General features: G+C 37.9%; 19 protein-coding genes. 8 read left to right on the forward strand and 11 right to left on the reverse strand.

Annotated elements, in window-relative coordinates; translation table 11 throughout:
- Positions 1–15: 15 nt before the first annotated feature.
- Both P8O16_RS05585 and P8O16_RS05590 read left to right on the forward strand, forming a co-directional pair.
- Entirely contained in the window at positions 16–1,485 is a 1,470-nt protein-coding gene (locus tag P8O16_RS05585) for a cryptochrome/deoxyribodipyrimidine photo-lyase family protein (protein WP_300311711.1), read from the forward strand.
- Positions 1,482–1,628 carry a DUF2256 domain-containing protein gene (locus P8O16_RS05590; protein ID WP_300311714.1) on the forward strand — a complete coding sequence of 49 codons (147 nt, stop codon included), beginning with the start codon at positions 1,482–1,484 and terminating at the stop codon, positions 1,626–1,628. The genes P8O16_RS05585 and P8O16_RS05590 overlap by 4 nt, the downstream gene beginning before the upstream one ends.
- Before the next feature lie 2 nt (positions 1,629–1,630).
- Here P8O16_RS05590 and P8O16_RS05595 read toward each other — a convergent pair whose 3' ends face one another.
- A complete protein-coding gene (locus P8O16_RS05595) occupies positions 1,631–2,281 on the reverse strand; it encodes a sulfate ABC transporter permease (RefSeq protein WP_300311717.1) in 651 nt (216 codons plus the stop codon).
- Between the two features lie 78 nt (positions 2,282–2,359).
- Between P8O16_RS05595 and P8O16_RS05600 the strand changes: the two genes are divergently transcribed.
- The 5 genes from P8O16_RS05600 to P8O16_RS05620 all read left to right on the forward strand — a co-directional run bounded on the left by P8O16_RS05600 (position 2,360) and on the right by P8O16_RS05620 (position 7,630).
- Positions 2,360–3,559, forward strand: coding sequence for a tol-pal system protein YbgF (locus tag P8O16_RS05600; protein ID WP_300311720.1), 1,200 nt, complete (start codon positions 2,360–2,362; stop codon positions 3,557–3,559).
- A gap of 209 nt (positions 3,560–3,768) precedes the next feature.
- Positions 3,769–4,251: an Lrp/AsnC family transcriptional regulator gene (locus P8O16_RS05605; protein ID WP_075350942.1), complete on the forward strand. Its 483-nt coding sequence runs from the start codon at positions 3,769–3,771 to the stop codon at positions 4,249–4,251.
- 55 nt (positions 4,252–4,306) lie between these two features.
- Entirely contained in the window at positions 4,307–4,849 is a 543-nt protein-coding gene (locus tag P8O16_RS05610; protein WP_300311726.1) for an NUDIX hydrolase, read from the forward strand.
- A gap of 1 nt (position 4,850) precedes the next feature.
- Positions 4,851–6,218, forward strand: a complete 1,368-nt coding sequence (locus tag P8O16_RS05615; RefSeq protein WP_300311729.1) for an MATE family efflux transporter — start codon at positions 4,851–4,853, stop codon at positions 6,216–6,218.
- Positions 6,219–6,280: 62 nt separating this feature from the next.
- Complete coding sequence (locus P8O16_RS05620; RefSeq protein WP_300311730.1) at positions 6,281–7,630, forward strand: M24 family metallopeptidase; 1,350 nt, start codon at positions 6,281–6,283, stop codon at positions 7,628–7,630.
- On the opposite strand, the gene P8O16_RS05625 is transcribed toward P8O16_RS05620, so the two are convergent.
- The 3 genes from P8O16_RS05625 to P8O16_RS05635 all read right to left on the reverse strand — a co-directional run bounded on the left by P8O16_RS05625 (position 7,627) and on the right by P8O16_RS05635 (position 10,590).
- Positions 7,627–8,808 carry an MFS transporter gene (locus P8O16_RS05625; RefSeq protein ID WP_300311733.1) on the reverse strand — a complete coding sequence of 394 codons (1,182 nt, stop codon included), beginning with the start codon at positions 8,806–8,808 and terminating at the stop codon, positions 7,627–7,629. The two genes, P8O16_RS05620 and P8O16_RS05625, sit on opposite strands and share 4 nt — an antisense overlap.
- A 55-nt stretch (positions 8,809–8,863) precedes the next feature.
- Positions 8,864–9,965, reverse strand: a protein-coding gene (prfB, locus tag P8O16_RS05630; protein WP_300311736.1) for a peptide chain release factor 2 whose coding sequence is annotated in 2 segments (ribosomal slippage) — positions 8,864–9,904 and positions 9,906–9,965 — 1,101 coding nt in all. Because the reading frame shifts where the segments join, the coding sequence is not laid out codon by codon here.
- A 61-nt stretch (positions 9,966–10,026) separates the two neighbouring features.
- Complete coding sequence (locus tag P8O16_RS05635) at positions 10,027–10,590, reverse strand: hypothetical protein (RefSeq protein WP_300311738.1); 564 nt, start codon at positions 10,588–10,590, stop codon at positions 10,027–10,029.
- Between the two features lie 62 nt (positions 10,591–10,652).
- On the opposite strand from P8O16_RS05635, the gene P8O16_RS05640 reads away from it, so the two are divergent.
- Positions 10,653–11,231 carry a hypothetical protein gene (locus P8O16_RS05640; protein ID WP_300311741.1) on the forward strand — a complete coding sequence of 193 codons (579 nt, stop codon included), beginning with the start codon at positions 10,653–10,655 and terminating at the stop codon, positions 11,229–11,231.
- A gap of 33 nt (positions 11,232–11,264) precedes the next feature.
- Here P8O16_RS05640 and P8O16_RS05645 read toward each other — a convergent pair whose 3' ends face one another.
- The 7 genes from P8O16_RS05645 to P8O16_RS05675 form a co-directional block, all read right to left on the reverse strand.
- Positions 11,265–12,332, reverse strand: coding sequence for a branched-chain amino acid aminotransferase (locus tag P8O16_RS05645; RefSeq protein ID WP_300311744.1), 1,068 nt, complete (start codon positions 12,330–12,332; stop codon positions 11,265–11,267).
- A 40-nt stretch (positions 12,333–12,372) separates the two neighbouring features.
- The gene (locus P8O16_RS05650) at positions 12,373–12,921 is read right to left on the reverse strand and encodes a cob(I)yrinic acid a,c-diamide adenosyltransferase (RefSeq protein WP_300311747.1); all 549 of its coding nucleotides are present in this window, start codon (positions 12,919–12,921) and stop codon (positions 12,373–12,375) included.
- Between the two features lie 57 nt (positions 12,922–12,978).
- Positions 12,979–13,695: an ABC transporter ATP-binding protein gene (locus P8O16_RS05655; protein ID WP_300311750.1), complete on the reverse strand. Its 717-nt coding sequence runs from the start codon at positions 13,693–13,695 to the stop codon at positions 12,979–12,981.
- Between the two features lie 79 nt (positions 13,696–13,774).
- Positions 13,775–16,564, reverse strand: a complete 2,790-nt coding sequence (locus P8O16_RS05660) for a hypothetical protein (RefSeq protein ID WP_300311752.1) — start codon at positions 16,562–16,564, stop codon at positions 13,775–13,777.
- Positions 16,564–16,851, reverse strand: coding sequence for an Asp-tRNA(Asn)/Glu-tRNA(Gln) amidotransferase subunit GatC (gatC, locus tag P8O16_RS05665; RefSeq protein ID WP_300311755.1), 288 nt, complete (start codon positions 16,849–16,851; stop codon positions 16,564–16,566). The genes P8O16_RS05660 and gatC overlap by 1 nt, the downstream gene beginning before the upstream one ends.
- Entirely contained in the window at positions 16,848–17,579 is a 732-nt protein-coding gene (locus P8O16_RS05670; RefSeq protein WP_300311758.1) for a 1-acyl-sn-glycerol-3-phosphate acyltransferase, read from the reverse strand. Before P8O16_RS05670 ends, gatC begins: the two co-directional genes overlap by 4 nt.
- On the reverse strand, positions 17,572–17,946 hold the full coding sequence (locus P8O16_RS05675) for a cyanoglobin (RefSeq protein WP_300311761.1): 375 nt from the start codon (positions 17,944–17,946) through the stop codon (positions 17,572–17,574). Before P8O16_RS05675 ends, P8O16_RS05670 begins: the two co-directional genes overlap by 8 nt.
- Positions 17,947–17,957: the final 11 nt, after the last annotated feature.

Consider the following 17,957-nt stretch of genomic DNA (forward strand, 5'->3'; position numbering starts at 1 on the left):
TAAAGTTTATCAATAGTGGAAAAAATCTCACTAGTTTGGTTAAAAAGGGACTTAAGGTGCGAAGACCACGAGCCTCTTTCGGAGGCAATTAAGTCTGGTCTTCCAATTCTTTTACTTTTTGTCTTTGAACCAAGTCTAATCGCTGCTCCTCAAAGTGACAGTAGGCATTGGCGATTTGTTTTGCAAAGCATTCAGGACATGAATAAAACACTTTTTCCTTTTGGGGGAAAAGTGACCACGCTATTTGGTGAAGTACCAAAGATTATTGAGCATCTGACTGAAAAGTATGACATCCGTTCTGTCTATTCTCATCAGGAGACAGGGATCAAAATCACTTACGATCGTGATAAATTCGTCTCCACTCTTTTGAAAGATAAAAGCATTCCATGGTTTGAGTTCTCCCAACAAGGGGTGGAGCGTGGTAGAAAAAATAGGGAGCGATGGAATAATTACTGGTTTGCCCATGTCAAAAGTAAAATTCAGAATCCAGACTTTCTTTCGGCTTCATTTATTCAAATAGAAAAATCGATTGAATCAAAGTTTGATTCAAAACCATTTTTAAAATCTTTAGGAAGCGCTAATCCACTAATGCAGCCTGGAGGTACTTTAAATGGGAAAAAATACCTAGAAAGTTTTTTTAAGGATAGAGTGAAAAACTACAGTAGACATATTAGTAAGCCAGAATTAAGCAGAAGAAGTTGTAGTCGTCTCTCACCTTATTTCGCATGGGGTTGTCTTTCGATTAGACAAGTATTCCAACATGCAGAGGTAGAAGTAACAAAAGGAAAAAATCTTCAAGCGATTGCTAATTTTCAATCTCGTTTACATTGGCATTGCCATTTTATCCAAAAATTCGAAATGGAATGCAGCATGGAATTTGGATCTATTAATCGAGGATTTGAAAAATTCCAAAACAAAGCTAACCCAATAGTAATTGAAGCTTGGGAAAAGGGAGAAACCGGAATTCCAATTGTTGATGCTTGTATGCGATGTCTTATTCAGACTGGATATCTAAATTTCAGAATGAGGGCCATGCTGGTTTCTTTTCTTACGCATCATTTGAGTCAATATTGGAAAGTTGGATCAAATCATTTAGCTCGGATGTTTTTGGATTTTGAACCCGGAATCCATTATCCGCAGCTTCAGATGCAAGCTGGTGTGACAGGAATAAATACCGTTAGAATATATAATCCAATCAAGCAATCTCAAGATCATGATCCAGATGGAATCTTTATAAAAAAATGGGTTCCTGAACTTTCTGAAATTCCTTCAAATCTAATCCATAAGCCTTGGGAATTATCAGAAATGGAACAGCAATTATTTAGAGTGAAAATTGGTTTAAATTATCCTAAACCAATTGTCTCCATAGAAATGGAGGGAGCTTTAGCAAGGGAATCAATATGGGCGGCCCAGAAAGACCCGGAAGTATTAAAGGAAGCGAAACGAATTTTAGCAAAGCATACTAACTCCAAACGCTGGTCATGAAAAATGTAAAAAAACAAAATCTCCCAAGTAAAATCTGTACGGTTTGTAATCGTCCTTTCTCTTGGAGAAAAAAATGGGAGAAGAATTGGGAAAGCGTGAAATATTGCTCAAAAAAATGCAGTGCAAAATCTAAATCAGTCTGAACTTAGCCTCTATAGACCATCACGTACCATGTCAACCAAATGACAAGTGGGAAGAAATAACTCACTAGTGTGACAAGCGCAGATTCTCCCATGGACCTTCGGCTAATCATATGAAAACCATACATCCAGACAATTCCGTAAATCACTTCAAATATATTGATGCTGGCTAAAGCATACCTGTATTGCTTATCAATGTTTTCTGGTCCTAATAATTGCAAAAGTGAAAGTGGACGATATTCTTGAATCTCCAAATATGAAACTCCTGAATCTGGTGCTAAATATACCAGAAGTCGAATAAGTTCAGGAAATACAAAAACTAATTCGGCTACTAAAGCAAATTGCCAGAGTTCTTTATAGGGAACTTTAAATCCTACCATAAATCCCCCAACCCAAAAGAGAAACGCAATGACTGTGAATTTCCAAAGTAGTCCAAATGGCGTCCAAAGGTAATTCGCAAAAGAAAAAATATGGAAAAACATAAAATCACCTTTTGCTTCGAGTTCCTGATAATTTGGAATGGCTTCGAGAATAAATGTGTTGGTAAGATACCTGATAACCAATAGTAAAAGGACTAAAACCAGAAAATAGAGTCTTTTGTCAAAATCAATTAACTCTTTTAATCGTTGTCCTTCTGGAGAAAGTGGTTTTGCCATTTTAAGATGAATCTTAATCAAATCTAAAATTTTGTTTGGGATTAAATCTAATTTTGAACTTGAATTAAATATTATAAAATGCGTTCAATCGTAGTATTGGTCATTATTTTATTTACCCAATTGGGGATTGGAATTGAAGTCCAGGCACAAAATGCCTTACAGGATTCCATGATCAATCCCCCCAGTAAGTATTTACTGCTTGATAAGGGATTGCAATACCGAATTACTAAGTCCATTAACAGTATGTATGACTTCAACTTTCCGGTTGCAGAGCGGGATTTTGCGGTAATTGCAAATCAGTATCCGGAGCACCCTCTTCCATATTTTTTGGTTGCATTGGGATATTGGTGGCGAATTGAAGTTGATGTCACCAAAGAAACTTATGATAAGTCATTCTTGAAATATTTGGATTTGGCTATTGAAAAAGCCCAATTCATGTATGATGATGATAAGACAAATAAAGAGGCAGCATTCTTCCTAGCAGCAGGGTATGGATTCCAAGGAAGGCTTTATTCTGAGCGAAAAAGTTGGACAAAAGCTGCTTGGGCTGGAAGGAATGCACTCAAGTATATGGAATTAAGTAGGGGGGAAGCTGAATTTAATCCGGAGTTGCTGTTAGGGGATGCACTTTTTAATTATTTCTCAGTTTGGATTCCAGAAAATTATCCACTCTTGAAGCCAGTTATGGCATTATTCCCAAAAGGAAATAAGCAATTGGGGCTTCAACAGTTAGAAGAAGTCGCCACAAATGCTTTTTATACGAGGGTTGAGGCACAATATTTTCTATTTCGGCTTTATGCCTCTGAAGAAAAGAAGCCTTACGAAGCGCTTCAAATTTCTGAATATTTGAATACCAAGTTCCCAAATAATCCCTATTTCCATAGATCTTATGCAAGACATTTATATACAGTTGGTCGCTGGAATGAATCAGTTAAACAGTCTTTTGAGATCCTCGACCGTATAGATGCAAAGCAAACTGGCTATGAATCGAATAGTGGCCGATATGCAGCCTTTTTCATTGCTGAATATTATGACCGAACAGGAGATGTTAAAGAAGCTAAGAAGTATTACCAGAAAACGATCTCTTATGGAGAAGAATCAGAATCTCAGGAAAGTGGATATTACCTTCACTCATTAGTCCAGCTTGGGATATTAGCTATGGAGGAAGGAAATAAAGCACAAGCAAAAAATTACTTTAAAGAAGTGAAGAAATATGCGAAGCGGAAACACCCTTCCCATGTGGCCGCTCGGGAATATTTGAAAAAGAATAAACTTTAATTCCTTTTTGGACGTTTTTAAAGCTTACAACAGGAGAAAATTTGAATTTTTCTAAGGCTATAAGATAAATTAGAGGTAATCTTTGCCAAAAACCCGATAAGTGTTTAGAAAATTTTGAATTTCATTTCCAAAATTCTGATGAATGGTTTAAAACAATCATCAATTATATTAAATTTGCACAATATAAAATTTTGTCAATGCAAGAGATCATGGATAATAGCTTAAGAATTAAATTCGATAAGATTGATCGGAGGATTCTAGAGATCCTGCAAGCGAACGCGAAAATTACAAATGCTCAATTGTCAAAAGACATTGGCTTGTCTCCTGCTCCTACATTGGAGCGTGTCAAGAAACTCGAGCAATCTGGAATAATAAAAAGCTATCATGCCAAACTTGATCCGGAAAAAATCGGACTTGGCGTGAGCACTTTTGTGTTGGTAAGCTTGATAGGACATAACAAAGGAAACATAGATGCCTTTATGAAGGAAATCAACTTGATTCCTGAGGTAATTGAATGTCATCACATTACTGGTACAGGTGATTTTATTTTGAAAATCATAGCAAAAGATATTACAGCCTATCAGAAATTGATGCTTGAAAAAGTTTCTGAAATCAGAGAGGTGGATTCCATGCAATCCATGGTTATTCTTTCTACTTTCAAGGATTCGAAAGTAATGCCAATACCTGCATAATTAGAAAATTAATAAAGTAAGGGTGGCGTAAGTCGCCCTTTTTTTTTGATTAAAAATGGAACAAAATCCCTGGAAAACTAATACTTCAAAATTGATCTATGAAAATCCATGGATTAAAGTAGAAGAACATGAGGTGATTAATCCTGCAGGAAAGGACGGGATTTACGGAACAGTGCATTTTAAGAATCGAGCTATGGGAATAATTCCCATTGATTCGGAGGAGAACACATGGCTGATAGGGCAATATCGATATTCTTTGAATGAATATTCATGGGAAATCCCCATGGGAGGCGGTCTGATAGGCTTAGATTTTTTGGAAAGTGCAAAACGCGAATTAAAAGAGGAGACAGGATTGACTGCAGATAAATGGACAGAGCTATTGAAAATACATACATCAAACTCTGTAACTGACGAGGTGGGAATCGTTTACTTAGCGGAAGAACTTACTCCAGGTGAAACAGAATTTGAGGATACAGAGATTCTTCAAGTCAAAAAACTTCCCTTCAAAGATGTATTAGAAATGGCAATGAGAGGGGAGATTACGGATGGTATCAGCCTCGCTGGTATCTTTAAGGCCGCCAGGATTTTAGGATATTAAGATGACTATCAAAGAGCATTTCAAAATCACATTTACTCTTGCATTTCCAGTTGTCCTAAGTCAGTTGGGGCAGGTTTTAGTAGGAGTAGCAGATAGTATGATGGTCGGAAGACTTGGGGCAGTTCCTCTTGCTGCTGCTTCATTGGGGAATAGTATATTTTTTGTGTTGTTGATGTTTGGAATGGGGGTCTCAATGGGGATTACACCTTTAATTTCTATAGCAGAAGGTAAAGGCAAAAACAAAAGAATTTCCCATCTATTTCAGCATGGAATGTGGATCAACATCTTTACAGCTATAGTTTTGATAGTTGTGATTTTCATGCTCTCTCAAGGCCTCCATTTTCTAGATCAACCAGAGGAAGTTGTGACCTTGACCATTCCTTATTTATTTATCATTACAGCTTCGCTGTTTCCGTTTATGATTTTTCAGACCTTTAAGCAATTTGCGGAAGGCTTATCTCAAACCAAGCAAGCGATGTATGTTACCATTTTTTGTAATCTGGTAAATGTCTTTTTGAATTGGGTTTTGATTTATGGTGAACTTGGAGCTCCTGAACTTGGATTAAACGGAGCAGGAATTGCAACATTGATTTCCAGGATTTTAATGCCGCTAATGATGGGTTGGTACATAAGTCGTTCGAATAGATATAAGATTTTCAACTTGCAGTGGGGAATAAAGAAACTTCGGTTTTACATGATCAATCGAATTTTGAAAATAGGGTTGCCAACTGGGTTTCAATATATTTTTGAGGTGAGTGCTTTTAGTGCAGCAGCTATCATGATGGGCTGGATAGGTGTAAATGCATTGGCTGGTCATCAAATTGCGCTAAACTTAGCATCCATCAGCTACATGATGGCAGCAGGGCTGAGCACCGCAGGGATGATCAGAGTGAGTAATCAGATTGGTAAAGGAAATCCAAAAGGAATGCAGGAAGCTGGCATGGTCGTATTTGGAATGGTTTTAATCTTTATGTTTTCTGCAGCTTTGATTTTTATAGGGCTTCGTAATTTTCTTCCAACTTTTTACATCAATGATCCAGAGGTAATAGCCATTTCGGCTTCATTACTGGTAATCGCTGGGCTTTTTCAGCTATCTGATGGAGTCCAAGTAGTCGGGCTTGGAGTTTTGAGAGGTATGGAGGATGTACAGTTTCCAACCATCATCACATTGATAGCCTATTGGGTTTTGGGTCTGCCACTGGGTTATTATTTGGCATTTGAACTCGGATTTGGTGCAGAGGGGATCTGGTACGGATTACTGATAGGACTAAGTATTACTGCTGTAGTCCTTTTCTTGAGATTTAAAATTTTAAGTAAAAGGACAATTGAAAAATCGGTGGAGCTGGCAGTTGCACCCAACCTTAAGTAAAATACTGACTCATAGTTTCTCAGTTTTCTTTTATATTCAGGATCAAATAAGTCTTTTAAAAAATGAAACAAACCCTAATCCTTTTCTTATTCCTATTTATTTTTCTTTCAGCTAAAGCCCAGGATTTAGCTGTTTTAAGTCAGCGAGCTCAAGCAGAAGTGATTGATTCTTGGTTGGACGAACGAATCACAAATCTACTTCCTCAGCTAATGACTGAAACAGGAATCGATATGTGGGTCGTAATCTCTAGGGAATACAATGAAGATCCAGTGATTCGCACTTTGCTTCCACCTACATGGATGGCAGCACGTCGTCGAACAATCTTGGTGATGTATCAACCTTCTCCAAATTCAGCAGTTGAAACCTACGCAGTTGCACGTTATGACGTAGGGAAAGCATTCAAAAGAGCATGGAATCCTGAGGAACAGTCTGATCAATGGGATGCTTTGATGAAACTGATTTCGGAGAAAAATCCAAAGAAAATTGGTCTGAACTATGCAAAGGACTATGGACATGCAGATGGATTGACCCAAAATGAATACCAGACATTTATGGAATACCTTCCTGCTAATTTGAAAGGAAATGTAACTTCTGCACAAACCTTGGCAGTGAGATGGTTAGAAACTAGGACCACGTCAGAAATGGCGACATATAAGCACATTCAAGAAATAGCGCATTTTATTATTCAAGAAGGTCTTTCAGAGCGCGTGATCACGCCAGGTGTCACGACTACAGAAGATGTGGTTTGGTGGTATCGAGAAAAGATAAAAGAAATGAAATTGGATACTTGGTTTCATCCTTCGGTAGATATTCAGCGTGCTGATCCTGCAAACGATGAGCAAAATCGGAATTTTGCTACAAAAGCTGCAGAGACAGTAATCCTGCCTGGAGATTTACTTCATATCGATTTTGGGATTACCTATTTGAGGTTAAATACAGATACACAGGAACTTGCTTATGTGCTTAAGGCTGGAGAAACTGAGGTTCCTAAGTACCTTCAAGAGGCTTTTAAAGCAGGGAATCGTGTCCAGGATTTGTTAACACAAAACTATGTTTCAGGAAGAACCGGAAATGAGATACTTCGGGAAACTAGAAAGATGATGGATGCCGAGGGACTAAGAGGAAGCATCTATACTCATCCTTTGGGCTTTTACGGTCATTCTGCAGGTCCTACTATTGGAATGTGGGATAATCAAGGAGACACTAAAGGAGCTGGGGATTTTCCACTACATGCGATGACTGGATATGCCATTGAGTTGAATGCAGTGGTTTTTGTCAAAGAGTGGAATAAAGATGTACGAATCATGCTCGAAGAAGGAGCCTTGTTTGACGGGAAGAATGTGACCTACTACAATGGACGGCAAAAGTCTATCTTGGCTATCCCGAGAGTAAGTAATTACTTAGGTTATTAACCAAGTGGCATTTCTGGCTTTCTGTCTCGCTTTACAAAAATTAAAGCGATAAAAGCCAGAAATGCCATCCCACCACTAAAAAGGAATACAAGTCTGAAGTTTTCTGACTGATTATTATATAGGAATCCGGAAACTATAGCTCCCACTCCGATACCTGCTTCCAGAAATATATACATTGTAGCAAGTGCTCTTCCCCTGAATTTATCTAGAGATAAATCAATAACCCAAGCGGCTGTTGTAGGACTATACATGCCGACAGCTGACCCAAATAATACACCTGAAAGCATTAAAGCAAGTTTGCTCTCTGCAAAAGCGATAGTAACCATAGCCAAGACCATGGTGATACTTGCTACTCGCATTACCGGGACTCTTCCAAATCGATCAGAAGTTTTTCCTGCCAAAAGACGAATTCCTAAAGAGGAGAGTGTAAATACAGCGAAGAAAAGTCCCTTGTTTTTGATTCCCAAAAACTCAGAAAAATCAGGGACAATTGTCAATACCACTCCAAAAGAAAAGACTGATAGAAAAAGAATTAATGACGGAATAAGAACTCTTTTTTCAATGATTTCATCTTTTTTCAAATTGAATAGTTTTAAAGAAAGAGGCTCCTTTTCTTCTAAAGTTTCTTTGAGTCGGACAAGTATTAAAATTGAAAATATAGCTGTAAAAGCAGAAACATAGAAAAGAAAATCAATCGGCCAATAAGTAGCAATCCATCCGCCAATTGCAGGTCCGGCGGCCATACCAAGCGAACCAAAAAGCGATTGGATTCCCATTGCTTCCCCTCGCTTTTGAAAGGGAACTATATCTGCTACATAGGCAGAAACTCCGGTAGGCGTAAATCCTGCTGAAAATCCATGTGCGAAGCGAAGAAATAAGAATCCACTCACAAACGTAAGTACTGGATAGAGAAGGCTGACGACGAAGCAAACTGATGCTCCGAAAATCATTACGGGAATTCGACCGATTTTATCAGCAAGTTTTCCACTGAACGGTCTTGATAATCCTGCTGAGAGCGTGAACAGTGCTATAATCAATCCTTTATATTCTGCTCCGCCAAGGCTAGTTAGATAATTTGGGAGCTCAGGAATAATCATGTTAAAGGATGAGAAAAAAAGAAAAGAACTGAGGCAAAGCAGAAAAAAATTGAGTGTAAAAAAGGAGGGGAGGATTCTCATAGCGCCTTCGAAAGTAAGAAAAAAGGCCGGAGAAATATCCGGCCTCAATCGTTGGTTAGTCTTTATTTGCCTGTTCTTCGCTTTGCGCTAAGAGGTATGCTTTCATAAATTCATTCAGCCCACCATCTAAAACGTGTTGGGTATCAGATGTCTCATGGCCTGTACGGTTGTCTTTGACTAGTTTATAAGGGTGCAAGACGTAGTTTCTGATCTGAGAACCAAAGTCCACGCGTAATTTGGAAGATTCGATTTTGGCTATTTCTGCATTTCGCTTTTCCAACTCCATCTGATATAGACGTGATTTCAACATCTGCATCGCTTTCTCTCGGTTGGCAAGTTGAGACCGCTCTATCTGACAAACTACCACTATACCTGTTGGTTTATGAGTCAACTGAACTTTCGTTTCCACTTTGTTTACGTTTTGTCCACCTGCTCCTCCCGACCTTGAAGTATGAAGCTCAACATCCGCAGGGTTGATTTCAATTTCGATTGAATCATCAACTTCAGGATAAGCATAAACAGACGCAAAGGAAGTATGTCTTCTTCCGCCGGAATCAAAAGGGGAAATCCTCACTAATCTGTGAACACCAGTTTCCGACTTTAGAAATCCATAGGCTAAAGGACCTTCGAATTCGAGTGTACAAGATTTAATTCCCGCTACTTCTCCTGGTTGTACGTCTACTTCGCGGACTTTATATCCATTCTTCTCACCCCACATGATATACATTCGCATGAGGATTGATGCCCAATCGTTACTTTCTGTTCCGCCTGCTCCTGGATTAATCTCAAGAACTGCATTCAACTGATCTTCCTCAGATGAAAGCATTTTTTTGAGTTCCAACTCTTCTACAGCAGCTTGTGCTTTCTTGAATTCCACTTTGATCTCTTCCTCAGTAACCTCATCTGCATTGTAGAATTCATACAATACATCTAGATCCTGAATGATTTGATCTAAGTTCTCATAAGAACTTGTCCAAGCTTTTCTGGCTTGAATCTGTTTCATTGTTTTCTCTGCCGCTTCTGGATCGTTCCAAAATTCTGGCTGGGCCGAAATGGCCTCAAAGTCTTCGATTTCTACTTTCTTACGATCGTAGTCAAAGATACCTCCTCAAAGCCGATGTGCGGGCTTTCAAGTCTTTCAGTTGTTCTGAAGTCATCTGTCTAGGTTAAAATTAAGCTGCAAAAGTCCGAAAAAAAATCTGTTTTTGCTACTTGGATTCAATTATCCATTCGCATTTGAATGATTTGAATTTTATTTCGGCCTTCGTTTTTGAATGTTTTATATCGGACTGGAAGCAAAGCTAAACCAGTCCCTATTAAAATCGCGGAGGTAACTCCAACTCCTTTGTCTATCGAAAAGCTTTCTGTCTGATAAATGCTATTGATTGATTCTACACTTATCAAAATGACTCCAGCTCCCAAAATCAATGCATTTAAGTTTCTTAAGGTCCTGTTTCTTGGGTCTTTACTTCGAATATCTATTTCTTTAATATTATCTATTCGTAAAATGTTTTCCCTTAAGTAAATGAAATCTTTATCTAAACTTACAATTCGATCTGTGATAAAATAACCCAGTTTATCACTTTTATATGTAATGTCTTCTCCAGGATAAAATCGAATCTGTGATTTTTGATTAGCACCTCTTTTCAATAGTAAAAAGTCTTTTGATTGTGAAAAAGAGAGATTTGCTGAAAATAGAATGGTTAATGAAAACCAGACTATTGAAAGACTTTTGAAAAAAGCGCAACAACCTTCTTTGGAAAAATTAAAAGTGTATTTCATTTATATGGGGTAGTTGAGCAAACCATCTTGTTTTCGTCATGTGAAAATAATACTTTATAGCTATGAATTTAAAAGGAATAGTTTTTTTGGTGGTATTACTTTTTTCATCTGTGATTTTTTCATGTTACGAAGAAGAATGTCCCCAAGTTCTTCCATATTTTGAAATTGTTGAACTAGTTAGTTCTGCTCTGAATAAGCAAAATCAACAATCTATTTCTACTTCAAACCCAACTAAATGGTCTGATGTAAGCTATCAGATAAGTCTTCAGTATAAAGGTGTTGCTGAGCATCATCTGTCTCCAAATGGAACTTTGTTTGCTTTAGATTGCGCATCTCCTGGATATTTAGGCTCACGAATTGGAATTAAAGAATTAGCTATTTTTAGTAATTCAAATTATTCCAGTTTAATACAGACAGGAGATTTAGCCAATCGAATTTTTGGAATTGAGGTTTTAGGTGAATTACTATCAATTCAGGAATTCAACCTGATTTTTAGAGAAAGTTTTAATTTTGATAAGTTCAATCTGGTTTTAGTAGGTCCTCCAGATATCATTGGTGAGCTGCAAATCTTTACGATACACTTGAAAATGATGGATGGAACAGAGTATGAAACCTCAACAAAAGAAATTCGAATTTTATGATAAAAAAAGCGAGAGGGTAACTCTCGCTTGATTTTAGATTTTGATTACCCAATTATGAGTGTCATCTATTTCTCCATATTTTATTCCATCCAATTCTGATAGTACCCTTAATGAAAAAGCATCTACACTTTTCTGAGGAAGAATATAATCCTTACCGTTGATATTTATGCGCTCGATATGAGCGATTGTGGCAGCAGTTCCAGTTCCGAATGCCTCTTCCAAACTTCCTTCTATCAGGGCAGATTCTAATTCCTTTACAGTTAGAAATCGCTCTTCCAATGGTTCGTTCCAATCCTTTGCCAATTGAATAACAGAGTCTCTGGTTATTCCTTTCAAAATCGTCCCTGTATTAGTCGGTGCAGTAATGATTTTTCCATCGATCTTAAACATCACATTCATCGTTCCGCTTTCCTCGATTTTACTATGACTTTTCCCATCAGTCCAAAGCAATTGATCATATCCTGATTTCTGGGCTTGAAGAGCAGGATATAAAGATGCAGCGTAGTTTCCTGCTGTTTTTGCGGCTCCTGTACCACCTTCAGTAGCTCTTGTAAAGGTCGTCTCTACCTTGACACTTACAGGCTTGCTGTAGTAATTCCCCACAGGACAAGTGAAGATCATGAATTTATAAGTCTCTGAAGGTTTTACTCCAATATAGTCATCGGTTGCAAACATGAACGGGCGTACATAAAGCGAAGCGCCTTTAGCTGTAGGCACCCAGGCCCGATCCAAATCAAGAAGTTGTGTCAGTCCTTCCATAAAGATTTCTTCCGGAAGTTGTGGCATGCACATTCTCTGTGCTGACTCATTCAATCTTTTCCAGTTTGCATCACCTCTGAAGACAATAACCTCACCATTTGAATTTTTATAGGCTTTCATTCCTTCAAAAATGGATTGTCCATAGTGAAGTGTTGCATTGGCAGGGCTCAATTGTAATGGTGCGTAGGGCTCAATTCTCAAATCGGTCCATTCTCCATTTTTGTAATCCGCCACAAACATGTGGTCACTAATTGTTTTTCCAAAAACCAAGTTTGAAAAATCTACTGAAGCTAATTTAGAGTTTGTTGTTCTGGAAACGGGGAAATCGAGTGTGGTCTTCATGAAATTGAAATTTAATGGACTTTCGGCCAAGGTATTATTGTTAAATTCTGGGTTTCCAGGTCACTTCTTCTACATCTAGTTCAAGCGCCATCATTCTGCCTAAGACAAAAAGATAATCGGAAAGTCTATTAAGATATTGAATTACTAGTTCTGAAACAGGCTCAAAAGAAGCTAATTCTACTGTGATTCGCTCGGTTCTTCTACAGACAGTTCTTGCTAGATGGCAGAAAGAAACTGCTGTATGTCCTCCAGGTAGTATAAAAGCAGTCAGAGGAGGAAGTTTTAATTCCATTTGGTCCATTTCCTTTTCTAACAATTCAATATCTTCTGAGAGGAGGTCGGGCTTTTTTACTTTATCTTTTCCGGGCACTGTAGCCAGGTCGGCACCTATTGTAAATAATCGGTCTTGAATTTCTTTCAAAAGTTCTGAACGGTCCTTATTCACTTCTTGATCCCTTAGCAAACCTATGTATGAATTTAACTCATCCACAGTTCCATAGGCATCAATTCTTAGATCTGACTTGGGTACCCGAGTACCCCCCAATAATGAGGTGATCCCTTGGTCTCCAGTCTTGGTATATATTTTCATTTTTAATCCTTATTTCAAAAAGCAAAAATAAGAATCTATTTTAATAAAAGAGGATTATTAGGTATGCATAGCTACACCTCTTGTCGGATTTGGATTGATTGTGTCAGTTTCTACTAATCCATCTCTCAGTCTCACGACACGATGTGCATAGTGTGCTATGTCATCTTCGTGTGTTACCATAATTATAGTATTGCCTTTTGAATGAAGCTCATGAAAAAGCTCCATGATGTCGTAGGAAGTTTTAGAGTCCAAATTACCTGTAGGTTCATCTGCCAAAATGATACTTGGATCATTTACAAGGGCTCTTGCGATTGCCACACGTTGTCTTTGTCCACCAGAAAGCTCGTTTGGTCTATGTTTTGTCCGATCTCCAAGACCTACATTAGAAAGCGCTTGAAAAGCTCGCTCTTCACGCTCAGATTTGCTAAAACCCGCATAGACGAGGGGTAAGGCTACATTTTCCAAACAGCTCGCTCTTGGTAAAAGGTTAAAAGTTTGAAATACAAATCCAATTTCCTTATTACGAATCTCAGCAAGCTCGTTTTCACTCATATGGGAGACATCTTTATCATTTAGGATATAAGTCCCAGATGTTGGAGTATCTAAGCAGCCAATAATGTTCATTAAGGTCGATTTTCCGGAACCCGAGGGACCCATGAAAGCTACATATTCCCCACGATCAACAGTTATAGAAATAGACTTCAAAGCTTCAATGATTTCAAAGCCCATTTTATAGGTTTTGTTGATTTCGTGAGTTTCTATAATCTTGGACATGGGGTGGTGGTTTTGAGTTAAAGTAGTGGTTTAGTATTTATTTTGGTTTAGAACCTGTTTCAAATTACGTGAATGCTTTTTAATAGTTTCCTCTTTCTAGTTGGAAAATTTCTTCTTTCGAAAGCCATTCCTGCATTTGAATTAAAGCATCATTGGCGTAATTATCAAGTCCTATTGCTTTAGCAGCATTAATTTTAGCTATCCAGAGAAGAGGGTCTCGATTAAACTCCGTAGCTGAATTCAAGATTTCATATTTGGTTAGAGGATCTTGGTTAATCAAAGCTGCACTAATTATCAGCGGAGTATAATAAGGGTTACCGGTCAATTCTTCCTCCAATCCCAGCCAAGTCAGAAGAGATTCGACGGAATCAATAGATTTCAAATCCGGATTGCTAAGATACTTTTCAAGCTTTTCCCGTACTCCGATTTTAGCGGATATGTAATCTCCCAAAGCTTGTGTTTGGGCAGCTTTCAGGCCATGAGACTTATGTGCGATTAATCGGATAGCAAGGTCTGTTTTATATTCACTTTCTTCGAATTCGAGCCACTGTGTAAAAAGTGCTTGCGGTAGACTTTGATGAAATTTGCTAATCAATTCTAAGTACTTCGGTGTGCTAGTTCCTTCATCTGTTAGGTAAACTGGCAATAGAACATTGAATTTCTCACGTAATTCAATTGCTTTTTCAGGTAACCCGCCAAGTCCATAAATACTCCAATGATGCGTGTCGAATGCCTGAAAACCTTTTTCTTGTGCGGCTTCTAATTCTAATGCAGCCTTTCTAAAATCTAGGTTTTGAGCTAAAATCAAAGCAGATAATTGCAAATAATACCCAGCATCACCAGTGTTTCGAAAAGCTAATCCATTCAAATTTTTTACAACGTCCACAATTCTTCCAGCAGCCAGACTTCTTATGACTTCGGTTTCCTGTAATTGCATCTGAAAGGATTGATATAAAGGCGAATTCGCTAAACTATCTAAAAGTTTAAGCTCGGTATCCGGGTTATTCTTTTTTTGAGAAGCAAAAAGATTTCTATAGCCAGCATTAACCAGCATTGGGCTGGATGATGTTTCTATCTGATTTTCAATTTTTTGAATCAAGTCTTTGCTTGGGATATTCCCTAAAGCATTTGAAGCAACAAGAAGATTGATGTTTGAAGGGAGATCTTTTTGAAGAATCTGAGTCGATTCAGGTTTGCCAGCCATCGTCTGGAGTGCCGAAAGATTTGATAGTAAAATTTCTTCAGGGTTGCTAATGCTCCTCAAAAGCTCCAAAGCTTCTTCTCGCTTATTAATTTTAGTGTAGAAAAGAGCTAGATTATTTATCAATTTTGGATGGTCAGGGAAATAATTCAATCCTCTTTCCAGATAATAAACTGCTTCAAAAAGTGTGTTTTCACTATGCAATTGATCGCTTAACAACAAAATATTGTCTACTTGAGGGGCTTCTGCAAAACTTTCTTCAAGGTGTTGCTTGGCCAATGTAGGTTGCTTTAATTCCAGAAGTAATTGAGCTGTAGCATTTTTTGCTTTGGGGTTTTTACGATAGCGCATCCAAGCATTTTCATAAAGAATGCTAGCCTCAAGCTTTTGATCTGTCTGATAGTAATAATCGGCCAAAGTATTGGTAGTCATGGCATTGACTTGAACTCCTATTATTGCATCCGAATAAGTGATCAAAACTAGCATGGTAATCAAACCACCAATTCTTAAATGGTAATAAGGTAATGAATGTGGCTTGTATAGAATTAAGTCGACTGACTTTCCTGAGTCCATTACTGAAAGGAAGTTCGAAAAAATATAAACTAAAAAAAACAAAGAAAATCCCAGTTGGCTATAAGTGATTAGATGCTTGAATAACTCTTCGGCAGGCTGATTTCCAGCCAGTTTTAATTTCCAGATTAACCAGCAGGAAATAGCAAAACCTAAAAGATAGAGCGCTTTTAAAGCTTTTGAGTTTGTTGCTAGATCAGTACATTGGTTCAGCTTAGCTTGTAGTGAAACCCAGCCAAATATTCCCATTGGAAAAATAATAAATAGGGGAGAGAAGGTAGGGAATGGGAGACCGGATTCACCTGTAAGCTCTAGGAATATGAAGAAAACTAAAGCTAAATACAGAAATCCAATCAACGCGATCTGAATAGAAACACGAAGCTGTAGTGTTCGGTTTGCCCTTGCAATCAGAAAGTATATTCCTGACAATACCCCATGACCATTCCAAAAGATCCAAGCTAGACTCAGACATAAACCTATGATCAGGGAATGTTCAGCCAAATAAAGCATAGGTTCTTTTATTGGACTTAGAGATGTCAAAATGAATACAGTACCTGCAAAGCTTATTGCTGTACAAATCCATTTAATCTTGAGGTTCCAATTTTGACCCCATACATGAAAAATGATAGCAGGAGTTATCGTCCCAACCAAGCTGATGATCAAGGAAAAATTGGAACTTACTCCTCCGATATTTAATCCATTAAGGTTGCTAAAAGTGATTAAAATGATCCAGGCAGCTCCACCGATAATAAAGTATAACTTTTTGAATTCGCTCAAAAGTGTTAGGAAAGAGATACTTACTACCGAAACTATAATTCCGAAAATATAGGATTCTGAAACATGAAAGTCCGGGCGAAATGATTTGAATTCCTGAAAGACAAGAAAGTTGTCTACTTCAATCGGAAATGAAATAGGTCCGATCTGTGCCCAATCGAAAGGAATCGAGACGCGTTCAGAGAAGTAAGCGGTTGAAATATTTTCGTAAGGAACTGGATTGAAAACAATGTAATAGAGCGCAAAAAAAACGCCTAGAATTAGAAAAAGGAAGCTGGGAATTTTGGAGTATGATGCTGAACTCAATTTGCTTTCTGGATTCATTATTCTAATACCTTCGGAACGCGGAAGTAGTCGGAATCACTTTTTGGGGCATTTTTCAAACCTTCGGAATGGCTTAATTGATTGGCTACTTTATCCTCACGCATTACATTTACTTCAGTAGACATAGTCGTCAGTGGCTCGATATTCTCGGTATCGATTTCATTCAATTGCTCCACCCAATCAAGAATCTGGCTCATATCTTTTGACATTTTTTCCGCGCTGCTTTCGTCAAACTCCAGCCTAGCTAAGTGAGCAATTTTCTTGATTGAATCTTTATCGATTTTCATAGTGTGTTATTGTCTTTATCAAGTTGATTTTGAATAACCTGAAAACACGTTGCCTTTATGCTTTCCTCAGACTCTCCTTCTTTGGCTAAAATTGGTTCGTGAAGAATCATTTTCGCATTTCTTCTTCTCAAAAGAAGATTTCCATCATCAGGCAAAATTAGATGATTATAGGATAAAGTGACAGGGATAATTGGGATTTGTTTATCGATTGCTAATCGGAAAGCCCCATTTTTAAAGGGAATCATTTTGGGTGGATTTTTGGTATAGATTCCTCCTTCCGGAAAAATAATGATTCCACTTCCGGAATCTAAAGCCTCACTTGCCCTTTTTAGAGTTTCGGCTCTACTTTTCAATCTTTCCCGATCCACAGCGATATGTAGACTTTTGAAATAATAGCCGAAAAGTGGGGCTTTTCGTATCGAAGCCTTTCCTACAAATAATACGTCACCTGGAATAAATCCCATCATGGGGATATCGAGATAACTAAAGTGATTTGCAAGGAAAATATAGGGCTTCCCTTTGACTAGATGTGAATTATTTTGAATCTCAACGGGAAGAAAAATAATTGAGAAATATGCCCTAGCCCAATATCTATTTATTTTTCTGCCAAATCTTTTCCAACCAGGAATCCATATACACAAGAGTAAAAATGGAAAAATGATCAGAAAGGAGATCATAAAAAGGATTCCAGCATAAAATGTATAAAGGTAGCGAAAAGCCTTATTCATGATTAATCAAATGGTTAGCCACCTTAATGAAATACTCCATCATTAATTCCTTGACATTTGGTTCCAATTGAAGTTTGTCAAGCGCAGAAAACATGGCATTTAGCCAATGATTCCTCATCGTCGAATCGATTTCCCATTCCAGATGTCTCATTCTCAGACGTGGATGACCACGCTGCTCAGAGTATTTTTGGGGACCTCCAAACACTTGTAATAAAAAAAGGTATAATCGCTCCTCAGCTCCGGACATGTCTTCTGGATAAAGCTCTCGCAGTTCTGGGTTGGAGGCCACTTCTTCATAAAAATAGCTTGTAAGTTGTTTGATTCGATCCGCTCCAATCAATTCAAAAACACTCTGAAATGGATTCATTCGGTAAACTT

It is taken from the genome of Algoriphagus sp. (assembly GCF_029254265.1).
Taxonomy (GTDB): Bacteria; Bacteroidota; Bacteroidia; order Cytophagales; family Cyclobacteriaceae; genus Algoriphagus.